20 protein-coding genes and 1 other annotated feature are annotated in these 16,910 nt (G+C 49.6%); of the genes, 19 read left to right on the top strand and 1 reads right to left on the bottom strand.

Translation table 11 applies throughout. The features are described 5' to 3' along the window. A partial coding sequence (locus tag AC1DWB_RS27275) for a CDP-alcohol phosphatidyltransferase family protein (protein WP_477544250.1) occupies nt 1-353 on the top strand: 353 nt, incomplete at its 5' end. Between the two features lie 87 nt (nt 354-440). On the opposite strand, the gene AC1DWB_RS27270 is transcribed toward AC1DWB_RS27275, so the two are convergent. Further along, entirely contained in the window at nt 441-836 is a 396-nt protein-coding gene (locus AC1DWB_RS27270; protein ID WP_477544249.1) for a DUF1573 domain-containing protein, read from the bottom strand. A gap of 225 nt (nt 837-1,061) precedes the next feature. On the opposite strand from AC1DWB_RS27270, the gene AC1DWB_RS27265 reads away from it, so the two are divergent. The 18 genes from AC1DWB_RS27265 to rpoB form a co-directional block, all read left to right on the top strand. Further along, nucleotides 1,062-2,147 carry a PIN/TRAM domain-containing protein gene (locus AC1DWB_RS27265; RefSeq protein WP_477544248.1) on the top strand — a complete coding sequence of 362 codons (1,086 nt, stop codon included), beginning with the start codon at nt 1,062-1,064 and terminating at the stop codon, nt 2,145-2,147. 50 nt (nt 2,148-2,197) lie between these two features. After that, on the top strand, nt 2,198-2,902 hold the full coding sequence (ispD, locus tag AC1DWB_RS27260; RefSeq protein ID WP_477544247.1) for a 2-C-methyl-D-erythritol 4-phosphate cytidylyltransferase: 705 nt from the start codon (nt 2,198-2,200) through the stop codon (nt 2,900-2,902). Then, complete coding sequence (gene ispF / locus AC1DWB_RS27255) at nt 2,899-3,381, top strand: 2-C-methyl-D-erythritol 2,4-cyclodiphosphate synthase (protein ID WP_477544246.1); 483 nt, start codon at nt 2,899-2,901, stop codon at nt 3,379-3,381. Before ispD ends, ispF begins: the two co-directional genes overlap by 4 nt. A gap of 46 nt (nt 3,382-3,427) precedes the next feature. Beyond that, nucleotides 3,428-4,891 carry a glutamate--tRNA ligase gene (gene gltX, locus AC1DWB_RS27250; protein WP_477544245.1) on the top strand — a complete coding sequence of 488 codons (1,464 nt, stop codon included), beginning with the start codon at nt 3,428-3,430 and terminating at the stop codon, nt 4,889-4,891. Nucleotides 4,892-5,319: 428 nt separating this feature from the next. Beyond that, on the top strand, nt 5,320-5,973 hold the full coding sequence (gene cysE / locus AC1DWB_RS27245) for a serine O-acetyltransferase (protein WP_477544244.1): 654 nt from the start codon (nt 5,320-5,322) through the stop codon (nt 5,971-5,973). Between the two features lie 15 nt (nt 5,974-5,988). Next, on the top strand, nt 5,989-7,410 hold the full coding sequence (cysS, locus tag AC1DWB_RS27240; RefSeq protein ID WP_477544243.1) for a cysteine--tRNA ligase: 1,422 nt from the start codon (nt 5,989-5,991) through the stop codon (nt 7,408-7,410). Nucleotides 7,411-7,428: 18 nt separating this feature from the next. Further along, nucleotides 7,429-7,854 carry a Mini-ribonuclease 3 gene (locus AC1DWB_RS27235; protein WP_477544242.1) on the top strand — a complete coding sequence of 142 codons (426 nt, stop codon included), beginning with the start codon at nt 7,429-7,431 and terminating at the stop codon, nt 7,852-7,854. A 58-nt stretch (nt 7,855-7,912) separates the two neighbouring features. Next, nucleotides 7,913-8,659: a 23S rRNA (guanosine(2251)-2'-O)-methyltransferase RlmB gene (gene rlmB / locus AC1DWB_RS27230; protein WP_477544241.1), complete on the top strand. Its 747-nt coding sequence runs from the start codon at nt 7,913-7,915 to the stop codon at nt 8,657-8,659. A gap of 19 nt (nt 8,660-8,678) precedes the next feature. Continuing rightward, nucleotides 8,679-9,203 carry an NYN domain-containing protein gene (locus tag AC1DWB_RS27225; RefSeq protein WP_477544240.1) on the top strand — a complete coding sequence of 175 codons (525 nt, stop codon included), beginning with the start codon at nt 8,679-8,681 and terminating at the stop codon, nt 9,201-9,203. A 92-nt stretch (nt 9,204-9,295) separates the two neighbouring features. After that, nucleotides 9,296-9,940: an RNA polymerase sporulation sigma factor SigH gene (gene sigH, locus AC1DWB_RS27220; protein WP_477544239.1), complete on the top strand. Its 645-nt coding sequence runs from the start codon at nt 9,296-9,298 to the stop codon at nt 9,938-9,940. 337 nt (nt 9,941-10,277) lie between these two features. Beyond that, nucleotides 10,278-10,487 carry a preprotein translocase subunit SecE gene (gene secE, locus AC1DWB_RS27215; RefSeq protein WP_477544238.1) on the top strand — a complete coding sequence of 70 codons (210 nt, stop codon included), beginning with the start codon at nt 10,278-10,280 and terminating at the stop codon, nt 10,485-10,487. Between the two features lie 23 nt (nt 10,488-10,510). Further along, nucleotides 10,511-11,044, top strand: coding sequence for a transcription termination/antitermination protein NusG (nusG, locus tag AC1DWB_RS27210; protein ID WP_477544237.1), 534 nt, complete (start codon nt 10,511-10,513; stop codon nt 11,042-11,044). 112 nt (nt 11,045-11,156) lie between these two features. Continuing rightward, nucleotides 11,157-11,582 (top strand): 50S ribosomal protein L11, encoded by a 426-nt coding sequence (rplK, locus tag AC1DWB_RS27205; RefSeq protein WP_477544236.1) that lies wholly within the window; start codon nt 11,157-11,159, stop codon nt 11,580-11,582. A gap of 73 nt (nt 11,583-11,655) precedes the next feature. Then, a complete protein-coding gene (gene rplA, locus AC1DWB_RS27200) occupies nt 11,656-12,348 on the top strand; it encodes a 50S ribosomal protein L1 (RefSeq protein ID WP_477544235.1) in 693 nt (230 codons plus the stop codon). 89 nt (nt 12,349-12,437) lie between these two features. Continuing rightward, nucleotides 12,438-12,560, top strand: a sequence feature (ribosomal protein L10 leader region). Between the two features lie 62 nt (nt 12,561-12,622). After that, nucleotides 12,623-13,129, top strand: a complete 507-nt coding sequence (rplJ, locus tag AC1DWB_RS27195; protein WP_477544234.1) for a 50S ribosomal protein L10 — start codon at nt 12,623-12,625, stop codon at nt 13,127-13,129. 153 nt (nt 13,130-13,282) lie between these two features. Then, complete coding sequence (gene rplL, locus AC1DWB_RS27190; RefSeq protein ID WP_477544233.1) at nt 13,283-13,645, top strand: 50S ribosomal protein L7/L12; 363 nt, start codon at nt 13,283-13,285, stop codon at nt 13,643-13,645. Nucleotides 13,646-13,744: 99 nt separating this feature from the next. Further along, nucleotides 13,745-14,350, top strand: coding sequence for a class I SAM-dependent methyltransferase (locus AC1DWB_RS27185; protein WP_477544251.1), 606 nt, complete (start codon nt 13,745-13,747; stop codon nt 14,348-14,350). A 422-nt stretch (nt 14,351-14,772) separates the two neighbouring features. Next, nucleotides 14,773-16,910 (top strand): DNA-directed RNA polymerase subunit beta (gene rpoB / locus AC1DWB_RS27180; RefSeq protein WP_477544232.1); only part of this gene is annotated, 2,138 nt, incomplete at its 3' end.

Below are 16,910 nucleotides of genomic sequence, written 5' to 3'. Positions count from 1 at the left end.
CAGCAGGGAGTGTGCTAAGTACACTGGCCTTGTTCCACAATGAGATCTCGACGACGCTGATGCTCGGATCAACGCTTGTGTTGTCATTCTTAATGGTCAGTACGGTCAGATACCCGAATTTCAAGAAAGTGGGCATCCCGAAGGCTGCGATCTGGGTCACCCCGATCATGGTTGTAGTCGTTATAGTGCTGGCTGTACTTTACAAAGGTATCTTAACGAAGCTTTTATTCATTCCGCTTGTGCTCTACGCCCTATACGGGTTGAATGGCTTAAAAAAAAACGTTAGAATCATTTCGCGGCGCAGAAACCGGAAAAACTCAGGGGTCGATGAGCCTGAAAAGAAGCACGGCTAACTGAACAAGCTGGATTAGAAAATAAAAAGCATTTATTTTCCTGAATGAGGGAAATAAATGCTTTTTTTTGTGTTCGTACAAGTGAGATTAAGACAAGTTGAATATTCCGAGCGTGGAACACTTCTGAGATTCTTTCTCCAGAATGTCGTCCATATTCAACTCCAACAGATTGCACATTGCCGACATGTAAAATAAGTTTTTGCCCAGTTGAACGGAGATGGCGTCTACGCAATTCTCGCATAACTGCCCGCTGACATGCGTCTGTGCGAATGACTTCGCTTCTTCGAAGGACATTTCCGCGGGGTAAGGCTGCTTGTTCGCCTGCAGGTTGATGCACCCGCATTCGGTGATGGCTTTAATGACGCTGCGGTTCACAGAAGCGCTAGATTGCTGTGTCTTAGAGAGAACATCCAGCAAACTTCGGTGACGGAGCAGCAAATCGGATACTTGCTCTTGAAACTGTTTCAAGGTTAAGTCGCTCATTCCATTCACCTCATGTAGAGACTCGTTTGGGATTAAGATCGTTTTTCTTATTATAAAAGAAATGGGAGCATTATTCAATTTACAAAAAAGTTTGGCAAGGAAGATTAGTAGGCGAGAAATTGGACCATAATTGTGTATATAGAGATATTCCCGACATCTTCCATCAGAGCGTAAAGCGATCTCAAGGAGAATTCAGGGGTGTCCGTTATGGAGGTGAATGCTGGGATGACAATACGGAATACAAGGCTGCTGATGGCATTAATTGGCGGCATGATTGGATACCATTGGAATGAAGCGCTCGGGCAATTGTTCTTATTCATGGCGAATCTTTTGGTAGAGGTGAACTCGTTCGCTGGACAAGCTTACTGGTGTGCGGCCATTGTTGCTGCGCTCTTCTATGTCCTGACGGCTGGGGTGATTCGTGTAGGGAGAGAACGTCTGCAGCTATGGGAGGAACAGATGGACCAAGTCCCTTCTCCGGAGTTGTTCTCTGGAACGGCAGGGATGGTCGTGGGGCTCACGATTTCCGCGTTATTGTATCCGGTGTTGATTAAGGCAGGTTGGGTTGGAAGCTTAGCTGCCGTAAGCTTGGCTGCGCTGCTCGGGTATATCGGCTTCCGATTGGGACACAAGCGTAAGGACGATGTAATGGATCTGTTCGCTTCCAGAAATGAGAAAGGCAAACGTTCCGGAGCCTCATCGGATATTCATAAGATTCTGGATACGAGTGTTATCATTGATGGCCGAATCGCAGATATTTGCAAGACTGGGTTTATTGAAGGTATCCTCGTAATACCGGAATTCGTTCTAGAGGAGCTGCAGCACATCGCCGATTCGTCGGATTTGCTCAAGCGTAATCGGGGACGACGCGGTCTGGATATTTTGAACAAGATCCAGAAAGAGTTGGATGTCAAAGTGTTGATCTATGAAGGTGATTTTGAAGAAATCTCGGAAGTAGACAGCAAGCTGGTACGACTCGCCAAAGTGTTGCAAGGTAAAGTGATCACGAATGATTTCAATTTGAATAAAGTATGCGAACTRCAGGGCGTGTCCGTCTTGAACATTAACGACCTGGCCAATGCGGTCAAACCGGTCGTGCTGCCGGGAGAAGAAATCCTGGTGCAAGTGATCAAGGATGGTAAGGAACATGGGCAAGGCGTAGCCTACTTGGATGATGGCACTATGATCGTAGTTGAAGGCGGGCGCGATTACATCGGGGCCACAATTGAAGTGTTAGTGACCAGTGTCTTGCAGACGTCAGCAGGGCGAATGATCTTCGCGAAGCCGAAACTATTGGAAAAAGCGCAGTAAAACGATTATGATAGTATACATCTAATCGTTTACGGCAGGAGTGGTCATACGTGGGGAAAGCAGGCGTAATCGTGGTCGCCGCAGGAACGGGATCGCGAATGAGAGCGCCGGAGAGCAAGCAGTACCTGCATCTAGGCGGGAAGCCCATCTTGGTACATACGCTGGAGCGTTTCCAGTCCATGGAGATCGTCGATTCCATTGTACTTGTTGTTGGAGTGAACGACATCGCCCGTTGTGAGGAGTACGTCAGCCAATATGGCTTCACGAAAGTGATCGCTGTTATCGCTGGAGGAGACGAACGACAGGCTTCCGTGTACGAAGGAATTCGGGCTATGCCGGAGTCCACCGAATGGGTTGCGGTACATGATGGGGTTCGCCCCTTCATAGGGGAAGCAAAAGTCAGAGCCTGTCTGGAGAAAGCTCAATTAACCGGTGCTGCTGTATTAGCTGTGCGGGTGAAGGATACGATAAAAGTCGCGGATGCGAATGGAGTCATCCAGTCGACGCCAGACCGCCGAAGCTTGTGGGCTATTCAGACCCCGCAAGCTTTTCGTCTTGATTTACTGCGCGTTGCCCATGAGGAAGCGATCCGGGAAGGATTCAACGGAACAGACGACTCTGTGCTGGTAGAGCGCTTGGGGATTGAGGTACGAATTGCAGAAGGCGCCTATACGAACATTAAGATTACGACGCCTGAAGATCTGTTGTGGGCACAAACGATTGCATCTAGATATGGGGAAGAGGGATTGTCATGATTCGAGTCGGACAAGGATTTGACGTGCATCAATTGGTGGAAGGTCGCAAATGCATTATTGGCGGAGTCGACATTCCGTATGAGAAAGGCCTGTTGGGACATTCTGACGCAGACGTTCTGCTGCATGCGATCAGCGATGCGATACTGGGCGCGTTGGCATTAGGCGACATCGGCAAGCATTTTCCCGATACGGACGCCGCATTCAAGGACGCAGACAGCTTGGTGCTGCTTGAGCGGGTCTGGGAGCTCGTTAGGGAGCGTGGCTATAAGCTTGGTAACATCGATTCAACCATCATCGCGCAGCGGCCTAAGATGGCCCCGTACATCCCGCAGATGTCGGCGATCATAGCGAAGGTGCTTGGTGCGGAGCTGGATCAGGTGAACGTGAAGGCCACGACGACCGAGCAGCTTGGGTTCCCTGGACGCGGCGAAGGCATTGCCGCACAATCAGTTGTCTGTTTGGTTCGGGATGTGCTATGATAGCATCTAATATTTTCATGACGGATTGCACGAGAGGGGTAGTATCATGACAAAAGAAATACGCGTTCGCTACGCTCCGAGTCCTACCGGGCACCTGCATATCGGAAACGCCAGAACCGCGCTGTTCAATTATTTGTTTGCTCGCCATCATAACGGGAAGTTTATCATACGCATTGAAGATACGGACGTCAAACGAAATGTGGCAGGTGGCGAAGAGAGTCAGCTGAAGTATTTGAAATGGCTCGGCATTGACTGGGAAGAAAGCATTGACGTGGGTGGCCCTTACGGACCATATCGTCAAATTGAACGGCTGGATATTTACAAGACGTACTGGCAGCAACTGCTGGATACCGGGCGTGCCTACTTGTGCTACTGTACGGAGGAAGAACTGGAGCAAGAACGCGAGGAGCAGACCGCTCGTGGAGAGACACCCCGTTATTCAGGCAAACACAGAAGCTTGACGGCCGAAGAACGTGCTGCTTTCGAAGCGGAAGGCCGAGTACCGAGCGTTCGGTTCCGGGTACCTGAAAGCAAGACAATTGCGTTCACCGATATGGTGAAAGGCGACATCGCGTTCGAATCGGATGGAATGGGCGACTTCGTGATCGTTAAGAAAGACGGTATTCCAACTTATAACTTTGCTGTTGTTGTCGACGACTATTTGATGAAAATCAGCCATGTACTTCGTGGAGAAGACCACATCTCCAACACGCCGCGGCAGCTTTTAATCTATGAAGCGTTGGGTTGGGAAGCACCGGTATTCGCGCATATGACCCTAATCGTGAATGAACACCGCAAGAAGCTGAGTAAACGCGACGAGTCTATCGTTCAGTTCATCGAGCAATACGATCAATTGGGCTACTTGCCGGAAGCGCTATTCAACTTTATTGCATTGCTGGGCTGGTCGCCAGAAGGGGAGAACGAGATGTTCCTGCGCGAGGAACTGATCGGGGTGTTCGACGAAAACCGTCTCTCCCGCAGTCCAGCCGTCTTCGACACGGATAAGCTGAAATGGATGAACAACCATTATATCAAGAAAGCTGACACAGCTCGTATTACAGAACTCGCCATTCCGCACTTGCAGAAGGCAGGCCGAATTCCTGTTGTGCTGGATGATGCGGCTAAGATGTGGGTGACCTCGTTGGTCGGGTTATATCAGGAGCAATTGCACGCGGCATCCGAAATTGTTGAGCTCTCCGAGATGTTCTTCTCCGAGACGGTAACGTTCGATGAAGAGTCTGAGGCGGTTCTGAAGGAAGAACAAGTGCCGACCGTGATCAGCCATTTCCTCAAGCTCGTGGAGCCATTGTCCGAAGCGGATCTGACCGTAGAGTCCATACAACAATCGTTGAAAACGGTGCAGAAGGAAACAGGCTTCAAAGGAAAAGCGTTATTCATGCCGATCCGTGTTGCGTTGACAGGGCAAATGCACGGTAGAGATTTGAACCAAACACTCGTTCTCCTGGGCAAACGTAAAATCGTAGAACGATTGAGCCAATTGTTGTCATAAGCGACCGAGTTGGTGTATAATATACAATAATTTATACTTCCAGATTGAGAAAAGCATCGATCAGGAGAGTACGTTGCAGTAGGGATTCACAGAGAGGGTAATCGCTTCGTCCGGTGGACATCAAGCGGCTGTAAGTTATCCATTCCCACTGATTCGGAAATGCGCCTGTGAGCTGCACCGCTGATATGGTTGGATGTACGATAGAGGATAGCCTCAGCTCGTGCATTCAAGTGTCTAGGTCGTGCCGGGTTGTCCGCGTTAAGGACCTTGAGTTGGAATAGCCGATACTTCTCGTACATGGGATGAGGATGGCATTCTAAGCAGAGTGGAACCACGATTCGACGTCTCTGCAGCTACGGCTGCGGGACGTTTTTTTATTTGTTTAGCATAAATATGGGATCTATCAGGGGATGGAACGGGGGAAGCTTATGTTAAGTCGGATGAGAACAGATATAAGGGCCGTCTTCGACAATGACCCTGCTGCTAGGAGCCAATTTGAAGTCATCTTCACTTACTCTGGGCTTCACGCCATCTGGGCACACCGGGTTGCTCACCGCTTGTATAAGCGCAAGTGGTACACAGTCGCAAGGGTGATCTCGCAGATTAGTCGTTTTTTTACCGGCATTGAGATTCATCCAGGAGCGCGAATCGGCAATCGATTGTTCATCGACCATGGAATGGGGGTAGTTATCGGAGAGACGTGCGAGATCGGTGATGATGTTGTGCTGTACCAAGGCGTAACGTTAGGCGGCACCGGGAAGGAGAAAGGCAAGCGTCACCCCACGATTGGGAGCAATGTGGTCATCTCTACCGGAGCGAAAGTATTAGGATCGTTCACAGTGGGCGATAATTCGAAGATAGGCGCCAATGCGATCGTGATGCAAGAAGTACCACCGAACAGTACGGTAGTGGGGTTCAAGGCACGGGTAGTCAAGCGCGACGGAGTCAGTCTCAACCGGTTGGATCATGACAAGGTTCCCGATCCTTTACTAGATATATTCCGGCACATGGAAAAGCAGATTCTTGATTTGAGACAGCAGGTCGAACTGCTGGAGCGAAACAGAGGAACGCAAGATCAATGATGGAGGCTACTAACAATGGGCATGAGCAAGCTGAAGTTGTATAATACGCAAACCCGGAGCAAGGAAATATTCGAGCCGTTGCACCCCGGAATAGTAAACATGTACGTATGCGGGCCAACCGTGTACGATTACATTCATATCGGAAATGCACGTCCAGTCATCTTCTTCGATGTCGTCCGACGTTACTTGACCTCGCTGGGGTATGAAGTGAACTATGTCGTTAACTTCACCGACGTGGATGATAAGCTAATACGCAAATCCGAGTCCACCGGTGCGACTGTTCCAGAGATCGCCGAGCAGTTCATTGCCGCTTACTATGAGGATATCGCAGCGCTGGGCATAGAGCGGGCTACCGTTCATCCGCGAGTGACGGAGAACATTCCCGAGATTATAGCATTTATCGAGGAATTAGTGCGAGGCGGGTTTGCCTACGAGAATGGTGGAGATGTGTACTTCCGTACCGCGAAGTTCGAAGACTATGGCAAGCTGTCGCATCAGAACCTGGAGGAGCTGCAATTCGGCATTCGGGTTGAAGTCGATGAGCGGAAGGAGAATCCACAGGACTTCGTGCTCTGGAAGGCGGCAAAGCCGGGTGAGATTAACTGGTCCAGCCCATGGGGGGAAGGACGTCCAGGATGGCACATTGAATGCTCGGCTATGGTGCGTAAGTATCTCGGCGATACGCTCGACATTCACGGTGGGGGGCAAGATTTGCAGTTCCCTCACCACGAATGCGAGGTGGCACAGTCCGAATGCGCGACGGGCAAGCCGCTCGCCAAGTATTGGATGCATAACGGGTACATTCACATTAACGACCAGAAGATGTCGAAGTCACTCGGCAACGGGGTTAATGTGAACCAATTGTTGAAGCAGATTAAACCCGAAACGCTACGGTTCTTCATTTTGTCCACGCATTACCGCAATCCACTTAATTTCAATGACGAGGCGATTGAGCAGGCGAACAACGGTCTGGAGCGGTTGAATAACAGCGTTGCGAACCTGAAGCATCGGTTGGAAGGTGTATTGCAAGACGAATCGGTCGGAGAGTCTGCCGATGGGGCGGTGACGTTGGCACTCGAAGCGAACCGGGCATTTTTCCGCGATAAGATGAACGACGACTTCAACACAGCGGATGCCATCACAGCCATGTTCGAGATAGCCACGCTTGCGAATCAGACGCTGTCACGTTCAGATGTGAATGCGGCTACCGTACAAGTGTTGTTGGACGCTTTTGCCGAGTTGAATGGTATATTGGGCATGCTAGCTGAAGCGAATACCGAACTGCTCGACGAGGACATCGAGCGCCTTATTGTGGAACGGACAGAAGCACGGAAATCGAAAAATTGGGCGCGTGCCGACGAGATTCGGGATTTGTTGACGGAACAGGGGATTTTCTTGGAGGATACACCTCAGGGGATTCGTTGGCGCCGGAAATGAAGGAGGACTGAGTGACGAATGAATGATAATTTGTTCACCTTCCCGCCTTCCAAGCCTTACAAGCAACTCAGCCCGTTGGTATTGGCTTATATGGGAGATGCTGTTTATGAAACGTACGTGAGACAATACGTCATCTCCTTGCCGAACCATCGGCCGAACCATCTGCATCGGGAGTCCGTCAAGTATGTGTCCAATCGGGCACAGGCCAAGGCGCTAGAAGCGTGGTTACCTCTCCTGACTGATGATGAGGTCGACGTAGTGAAGCGGGGACGCAATGCCAAATCCGGCTCCATTCCTAGAAATGCTGATGTGTTGGACTATCGGCACAGCACTGCATTTGAATGTCTGATCGGATATTTATACTACCAGAACAATTTTGGGAGGCTGCACGAGCTGATGGATGTTGCTCTTGCTGCCCTGAGCGGGAACGAAACGAAGAACTAGATGTTAGAGTGAGTTGACAGCTAGGCTACGGAATACATGTAAGAAGGAGCAACTGACGATGGAAGAAGAATATATTGGCGGTAGACACTCGGTTCAGGAAGCGATGCGATCCGGCCGGACGATCCACAAGCTGTTTGTTGCGGAACAAGCACACAAGCAGCAGCTCACTCCTTTGTTCAACGAAGCGAAGAAGCTGGGTGTGGTCATACAAGTGGTCGACAAGCGCAAGCTGGACCAGTTGGTTCAGGATGTACCGCATCAAGGTGTTGTGGCGCAAGTAACCGCTTATGCCTATATGGAGCTGGAAGAAATGATTTCTCAAGCACAAGCAAGCGGGAAGCCGCCGTTCCTGCTCATTCTCGATGAGATTGAAGATCCGCATAATCTGGGGTCGATATTGCGGACTGCCGATTGCGCTGGTGTTCATGGTGTGATCATCCCCAAGCGGCGTTCCGTTGGACTAACGGCTACGGTGTCCAAAACCTCGGCAGGTGCGATTGAATATGTGCCTGTTGCGAGAGTGACGAACATTGCCCAGACTATTGAACGGTTGAAGGAAGCCGGGATATGGGTAGCGGGAACCGATGTTGCAGGCGAACAAAGCGTCTACCAGACAGACTTTAAGATGCCGATCGCAATTGTGATAGGTAATGAAGGCAAGGGAATTGGCCGACTTATCAAAGAAAAATGCGACTTCCTGATTACGCTCCCGATGCATGGTCAGATCAATTCCTTGAATGCCTCCGTTGCTGCAGCGGTCCTCATGTATGAGGTAGTGAGACAGCGCTCGAATCCCGTTGCTTGAAGCGGGAGCGTAGGAGCGCATGAAGCAAATCTTGATCGTGGACGGCTATAATATCATCGGAGCGTGGCCGGAGTTAAACAAGCTGAAGGAGATCAGCCTGGAAGAAGCAAGAGACAGGTTGGTCGATCTGTTGGCCGAGTATCAATCATATTCCGGCAAGCGAATTATCGTAGTCTTCGATGCTTACCAGGTACCCGGAATTGGCGGTAAGTATTGGCAGAGTGCTCTTGAAGTACTGTTCACGAAGGAGAAGGAGACCGCTGACTCTATGATCGAACGGTTAGTAGCGGAATGGAGCAATCGGCGTACGCAAGTCTATGTAGCAACTTCAGACTTCGTGGAACAGAGCGTTACATTCGGTCAAGGAGCCTTACGTCTCCCCGCGCGCGAGCTGCTTCATAGTGTGAAACAGAGCGTGAAGGAAATGAAGCATCGTCTGGAAGAGCAGGCAACAGCCAAGATCCGCAATACGTTCGACAGCAAGCTTAGCCGGGAACAGCGAAACTTGTTGGAAAGATGGCGGCGTGGCGACGGTCCCCGTTGACGATAATCAATTCCTTCATGTATACTTAGGCTATTCTTTATCGGGCTAATGGGATTTGGGTTAGCCTTGCAAGCAGGCCGGAGGGATTGTTGGTGAGCATCGACCTCAAAGAATTGAGAATGCGCGACTTTGACCACAAGACAGATGAAGAAAATGTCGAATCGGTCCGCGATGGCAGCAGCGAGGCACTGGAATACTTAATTAATAAATACAAGAATTTCGTACGGGCGAAGGCCCGTTCGTATTTCCTCATCGGGGCCGACCGTGAAGACATCGTTCAGGAAGGCATGATCGGACTTTACAAGTCGATTCGAGACTTCAAGGAGGACAAGCTGTCCACCTTCAAGGCATTCGCCGAGCTGTGTATCACCCGCCAGATCATTACTGCGATTAAGACGGCCACTCGCCAGAAGCATATCCCGCTCAACTCCTATGTTTCACTGGACAAGCCTATATATGACGAAGATTCGGATCGAACATTGCTAGATGTCATATGCGGTTCACGCATGACGGATCCGGAAGAACTCATTATTAATCAGGAAGAATTCAGCGGCTTGGAAGACAAGATGGGTGAGATTCTGAGCGACCTGGAGCGGAAAGTACTTATGCTCTATTTGGACGGACGCTCTTACCAGGAAATAGCGGTAGATTTGGATCGCCACGTGAAATCGATTGACAACGCCCTGCAGAGGGTGAAGCGCAAGTTGGAACGGTATCTAGAAATTAGAGATATGTGAAAAGCATTCTATCTTTGTACTTAGAACAGAGAAGAATGTTTTTTTATTTTTGGTAGAAAGAAACCCGGGGGCCCCGCAAAGGGGCTTCGCCGTGGAATAGACTTCGGAGGCCTGCGTCACTTTGTGGGGGGGCTTTGAGGGGAGTGTTTAGGTAACAGCGTTACGGGTAACACTAGGAAGCATGTCGAGTGACATAAGAAGGCAGTCGGGATGGACTCTCTCGTTTGTTGACACGCCAAGTAGACTGTGATAAAGTAGTTCAGGTAGCCCTACGCTTTCGGGGGTTTTTGGTGTTCCCGGATTTGGGACTCGGGCTCCAGTTTGTGGAGGTGTAGTCGTGACTTATTTGCAAAGAGTGAAACAGGGCTTCGGTTCTACATTCTCTTTTTTCACCGACAGCTGGTCGGAATTGAAGAAAGTGAAGTGGCCAAGCCGTAAAGAAATAATTAGTTACACGATCGTTGTAATTGCGACAGTCACGTTCGTTACCATCTACTTTTGGTTGATTGACCTTGGACTGACCGAATTGCTGCGCTTTTTCAAATGATAAGGAAATCCAGGTGACAAGTGATGGAAAAACGGTGGTACGTAGTACATACCTACTCCGGGTATGAGAATAAGGTAAAAGCCAATCTCGAGAAGCGCGTCGAGTCCATGAATATGGCCGACAAGATCTTCCGGGTGCTTGTTCCTATGGAAGAAGAGATTGTGAACAAGGATGGCAAACGCAAGACCGTGATGCGCAAGGTGTATCCGGGGTATGTGCTAGTGGAGATGATCCAAACCGATGATTCTTGGTATGTCGTTCGCAACACGCCGGGAGTGACCGGGTTTGTCGGATCGACTGGTTCGGGCTCGAAGCCTACGGCGTTATTGCCGGAAGAAGTCGAGAACATCCTCAAGCATATGGGGATGGAAGAGCCGAAGCCTAAGATTGACTTTAACCTGAAGGAAACAGTTCGTGTCAAGGTGGGGCCATTCGCCAACTTTGTCGGAACGGTTGAAGATATCCTTATAGATAAGGCCAAGCTTAAGGTGCACGTGAACATGTTCGGAAGAGAAACCCCGCTGGAGTTGGAATATACTCAAGTGGAGAAGATATGATAGGCTAATGTATTAGGTTTCTAGGCGGCCTTATTCAGTGCAGAGTAGGGCTCGCGCAAGTGGGAGGGAAACATCCCGTTCTTACCACATTATGGGCAAGGAGGTGTGTCACATGGCTAAAAAGGTTATCAAGATGGTGAAGCTGCAAGTTCCAGCAGGTAAAGCGAATCCGGCTCCTCCAATTGGTCCAGCTTTGGGTCAAGCAGGGGTTAACATTATGGCTTTCTGTAAGGAATTTAACGCGCGTACAGCGGATCAAGCCGGTCTGATCATTCCGGTTGTGATTACGGTATTCGAGGATCGTTCGTTCACATTCGAAACGAAAACTCCTCCGGCTGCTGTATTGCTTCGTGTTGCTGCTAACGTACCAAAAGGCTCTGGTGAACCGAACAAGAAGAAAGTTGCAACATTGAAACGTTCTAAAGTTCGTGAAATCGCTGAGCAAAAAATGCCTGACCTGAACGCTGCATCTGTAGAATCTGCAATGCGCATGGTGGAAGGTACAGCCCGTTCGATGGGTATTGTCATCGAGGACTAATTGCAACAACCGCGGCCTTTAAGCGCCGCACAGTGGGAGGATATTCCGCTAATACCACGAAGGAGGATGGAACATGGCAAAGCACGGAAAGAAATGGCAAGAAGTTGCGAAGCTGGTTAACCCAGAATCCAGCTACGAGCCGGCTGAAGCTTTGGAGCTTGTGAAGAAGACTGCTCCGGCTAAGTTTGATGAAACCGTGGAAGTAGCAGTTCGCTTGGGTGTAGACCCGAGAAAACAAGACCAAGCCGTACGCGGTGTGGTTGTGCTTCCGAACGGAACAGGTAAGAGCAAACGCGTTCTCGTATTCGCGAAAGGCGACAAAGCCAAAGAAGCTGAGGCTGCTGGCGCAGACTTCGTTGGCGATGCAGACATGATCAACAAAATCCAACAAGGTTGGTTTGATTTTGACGTCTGCGTAGCTACACCGGATATGATGAGCGAAGTAGGTAAATTGGGTCGTCTGCTCGGGGGTAAAGGTCTTATGCCGAACCCGAAAGCTGGCACCGTAACGTTTGATGTGACGAAGGCTGTCAATGAAATCAAAGCCGGTAAAATTGAATTCCGTCTGGACAAAGCTGGACAAATTCATGCTCCTATTGGCAAGGTTTCCTTCGACGCCGACAAGCTCGCCGAGAACTTTAAGGCATTGGTTGATGCTCTGAACAGAGCAAAGCCTGCTGCTGCAAAGGGCGTATACTTGCGTAACATCGCGGTAGCTTCGACTATGGGTCCAAGCGTACGGGTGAATTTAACATCTTTCCGCTAATCCGCTTTCTAGAATAGTAGGGGCATGGCGGGTTTTTCCTGACATTGCATTTTGCTTTTTGAGAGAAACCGTGATAAGCTGTGGAAGTTAACAATCGAATATGCGAACCGTAGACAGTAGGTGCCGAGAGGCTTAATTTCCTACCGAGGTGTTGTGATACATGTAACGTGATCATGCCTCCGTCTGTCTGCGGAGGCTTTTTTTCGTAAGCTGCAGATCAACATCCTTTTCAACGGGTGGCACTAATAGGTATTGGACATTAGGAGGTGTGAACATGGCAAACGCGAAAGTACTGCAAGAAAAACAGCAAGCCGCTGAGTTAGTATCCGCGAAAATGCGCGAAAGCAGCTGCACGATCGTAGCGGACTACCGCGGTCTTAACGTGGCGCAAGTAACTGACCTTCGGAAGAAGCTTCGTGAAGCGGGTGTCGAGTTCCAAGTTATCAAGAATACTGTAGCTCGCCGCGCAACAGCAGCTGCTGAATTGACGGAATTGGATTCGGCATTGACGGGTCCAACTGCGATTGCATTCAGCAAAGATCCAGTTGCAGGCGCTAAGATCTTGACGGAATTCGCTAAGAAGAACGATAAGCTGCAAGTAAAAGCGGGCGTAGTTGAAGGGAAAGTCGTTGACTCCGCACAAATCAAAGCACTAGCCGAACTGCCTTCCCGCGATGGAATGCTCTCGATGTTGCTTAGCGTACTACAAGCGCCTATCCGGAACTTCGCCCTTGCAGTTAAAGCAGTGGCTGAGAAGCAAGAAGGCGGAGCACAAGCGTAAGAAATCCCCACAAAGTGAAGCGATGTTTCGAAGGGTATTCCTGTTACTTTGCGGGGACCCCGGTGTTTGTGAACGGGATCGAGCAGTACCCATGTAAGATTTTTCGTACGGCTTAGCCGTAACTACTAATATACCTTAATGGAGGGTTATCACATGAGCAACGCGCAAATTCTTGAAGCGATCAAAGGCATGACAATCTTGGAACTGAACGACCTTGTGAAAGCAATCGAGGAAGAGTTCGGCGTAACAGCAGCAGCTCCAGTAGCAGTTGGCGGCGGAGCAGCAGTAGCTGAAGTAGAAGAGCAATCCGAGTTCGACGTGATCCTGATGAATGCAGGCGCTTCGAAGATCAACGTTATTAAAGTCGTTCGCGAAATCACTGGCCTTGGCTTGAAAGAAGCGAAAGACCTGGTTGACGGCGCACCTAAGCCTTTGAAAGAGCGTATTTCCAAGGATGATGCAGCTGCATTGAAAGCTAAGCTTGAAGAAGCAGGCGCTACTGTAGAAGTGAAGTAATCTCGATTACACAATCGGGTTGAAATTCCAATAGATCCCCTTTTGAGGCTACGGCCTCAAAGGGGGATTGTTGTGTATAGGAAGGTGGAGGGAGCCCAAGTGTCGGATCATTATTATACGGAAAAGCCTTCGGCCTTGAGTGATCGGGGGATTATAGAAGAAGACCTGCGGGGAAAGCGGTTCAAGTTCGCGACCGATGCGGGTGTATTCTCCAAGCGCGGGTTGGATTTCGGCAGCCGACTCCTGATCAACACCATGAAGATAGAGCCTGATGACCAGGTGTTGGACGTTGGTTGCGGGTACGGGCCGATTGGACTTACTGCAGCTTGGTTGGCGAAGCGAGGTGCGGCGACGTTGGTGGATATTAACGAACGAGCGGTCGGATTAGCTGTGGACAACATGCGTCAGAATGGGATTGATAATGCAGAAGTGCTGCAGAGCGATTTGTTAGCAAGCGTACAAGGGCGTAAGTTTTCGAAGATATTGACCAATCCTCCGATTCGGGCTGGCAAGCAGGTGGTTCATACAATATTTGAACAGGCCTACGAGCAGCTAGGGGGAGATGGAGAGCTTTGGGTAGTGATTCAGAAAAAGCAGGGTGCGCCCTCAGCGGCGACGAAGTTGGAGCAGCTGTTCGGTCGGGTAGAAGAGCTTGAACGTGTCAAAGGATATTGGATATTGCGTGCCATTAAGCGAGAATCGTAAATAAAGTCGATTGATCTATGAAAATGCAATGAAAATAGTTTGACTACGATTTCCTGGTGTGGTATCATTATAAAATGTCAGTATTAGGATGGGCGATATGTCTTTACTTCGCTAAAATGTCAAGACATTTTTTTCTTGGCTGCCATGCATAATATTTCACCCGATGACGTATAATGTTTACGTTTTGGGAAAATCTACATGGTATGAACTCTGGCAATTGCTGCCATGTTTCGCTGGGGTGTCGTGTGCCTTCATTACGAAGGACGTACGAGCTCTATGGGAGACGTTGAAAGTCTTCGTGGTTATAATGCCCGATATTTTTTTTAAAAAGGTCTCACTGCAACGCCCTCATGGCGATCAACCGAGGCTTTTCTTCTTTTTGTTTCAAAGATTTTCGATTCGATGCGAGGGGTGAATGAAAGTTGGCGGGTCATACTGTTCAATACGGTCGGCGCAAACGCCGGACTTATGCGCGAATTAATGAGGTGCTGGAAGTCCCTAACCTGATTGAAATCCAACAGAAATCATATCAGTGGTTTCTGGACGAAGGATTGCGCGAGATGTTCCAGGATATCTCCCCGATTCAGGATTTCACAGGCAATTTGGTATTGGAATTCATCGATTATAGCCTGGGCGAACCGAAGTATTCGGTCGACGAGTCCAAGGAGCGCGATGTTACCTATGCGGCCCCATTAAGAGTCAAAGTTCGTTTGATTAATAAAGAGACGGGCGAAGTGAAAGAGCAGGAAGTGTTTATGGGAGATTTCCCGCTCATGACCGAGACCGGTACCTTTATTATTAATGGTGCGGAACGTGTTATTGTCAGTCAGCTAGTTCGTTCCCCTAGCGTATATTTTAGCACAAAAGTCGACAAAAACGGCAAGAAAAGTTATACGGCAACGGTCATTCCGAACCGTGGAGCCTGGCTTGAGCTGGAGACAGACGCGAAGGACATTATCTATGTTCGGATCGACCGTACTCGGAAGATTCCAGTTACGGTATTGCTGCGCGCACTCGGGTTTGGCACGGATGCCGAGATTATAGACTTACTTGGCGATGATGAATATATTCGCAATACGCTAGACAAAGATAATACCGATTCTACGGAGAAAGCGCTGATCGAGATTTATGAGCGTCTTCGTCCGGGAGAGCCGCCGACACTGGATAACGCTAAGAGCTTGCTGATTGCTCGATTCTTCGATCCGAAGCGCTATGACTTGGCAAACGTCGGTCGGTACAAGATTAATAAGAAGCTTCATATTAAGAATCGCCTCTTCAATCAACGGTTGGCAGAGACTTTGGCTGACGCGAATACGGGAGAGATTCTAGCAGAAGCAGGACAAATGATCGATCGCCGTATTCTGGACGAGATTCTGCCTTATTTGGAATCCGATGTAGGATTCGCTGAGTATGGAGTCAGCAACGGTGTATTGGATGCGGACCGCATTCCTCTACAAGCTATCAAGGTAATCTCCCCACTGGAAGATGGCAAGGTCGTTAAGATTATTGCCAACGGGATTATTGATAAATCGGTCAAGAACATTACACCGGCCGATATTATTTCGTCGATCAACTACTTCATCAACTTGCTGCATGGTATCGGCAGCACAGATGATATTGACCATCTCGGCAACCGGAGATTGCGTTCCGTGGGCGAACTGCTGCAGAACCAGTTCCGTATCGGTCTGTCTCGGATGGAGCGCGTAGTGCGCGAACGGATGTCGATTCAAGATGCGAACGTTATTACACCGCAGGCTTTGATCAACATTCGTCCGGTCATCGCTTCGATTAAGGAGTTCTTCGGTAGCTCCCAGTTGTCGCAATTTATGGACCAGACGAATCCATTGGCCGAGTTGACGCACAAACGTCGTCTTTCTGCACTAGGACCCGGCGGTCTGACACGGGAACGCGCTGGCTTTGAAGTACGGGACGTGCATCACTCTCACTACGGACGGATGTGCCCGATTGARACRCCGGAAGGTCCGAACATCGGGTTGATCAACTCCTTGTCCAGCTTTGCCCGGATTAACGAGTACGGCTTCATTGAGGCGCCGTATCGTTGGGTAGATCCGAAGACCGGTATTGTAACTGACCAGATCGCCTACTTGACTGCAGACGAGGAAGATAACTATGTTATCGCACAAGCGAATGCCGTCTTGACAGAGGCTGGAACGTTGGCAGAAGATTCCGCCATCGTTCGCTTCAAGGATGACAACTTGGTCATGCCGCGCGAGCGAGTTGACTACATGGACGTTTCGCCGAAGCAAGTCGTTTCCGTAGCGACCGCGTTGATTCCGTTCCTTGAGAACGATGACTCCAACCGTGCGCTTATGGGCTCGAACATGCAGCGTCAAGCTGTTCCGCTTCTGATCCCTAGATCACCGCTTGTCGGAACCGGGATGGAGCACAAGTCTGCGAAAGACTCCGGCGTATGTATCGTTAGCAAGCACCACGGTGTTGTCGAGCGTGTCTCGGCGAATGAGGTGTGGGTGCGTCGTCAGGAATTAGTAGACGGCAAGCCAGTGAAAGGCGACTTGATCAAGCACAAGCTGCACAAGTT

The organism is Paenibacillus sp. P4_E11, assembly GCF_056401635.1.
This window is presented reverse-complemented; position numbering and strand designations above follow the sequence as displayed.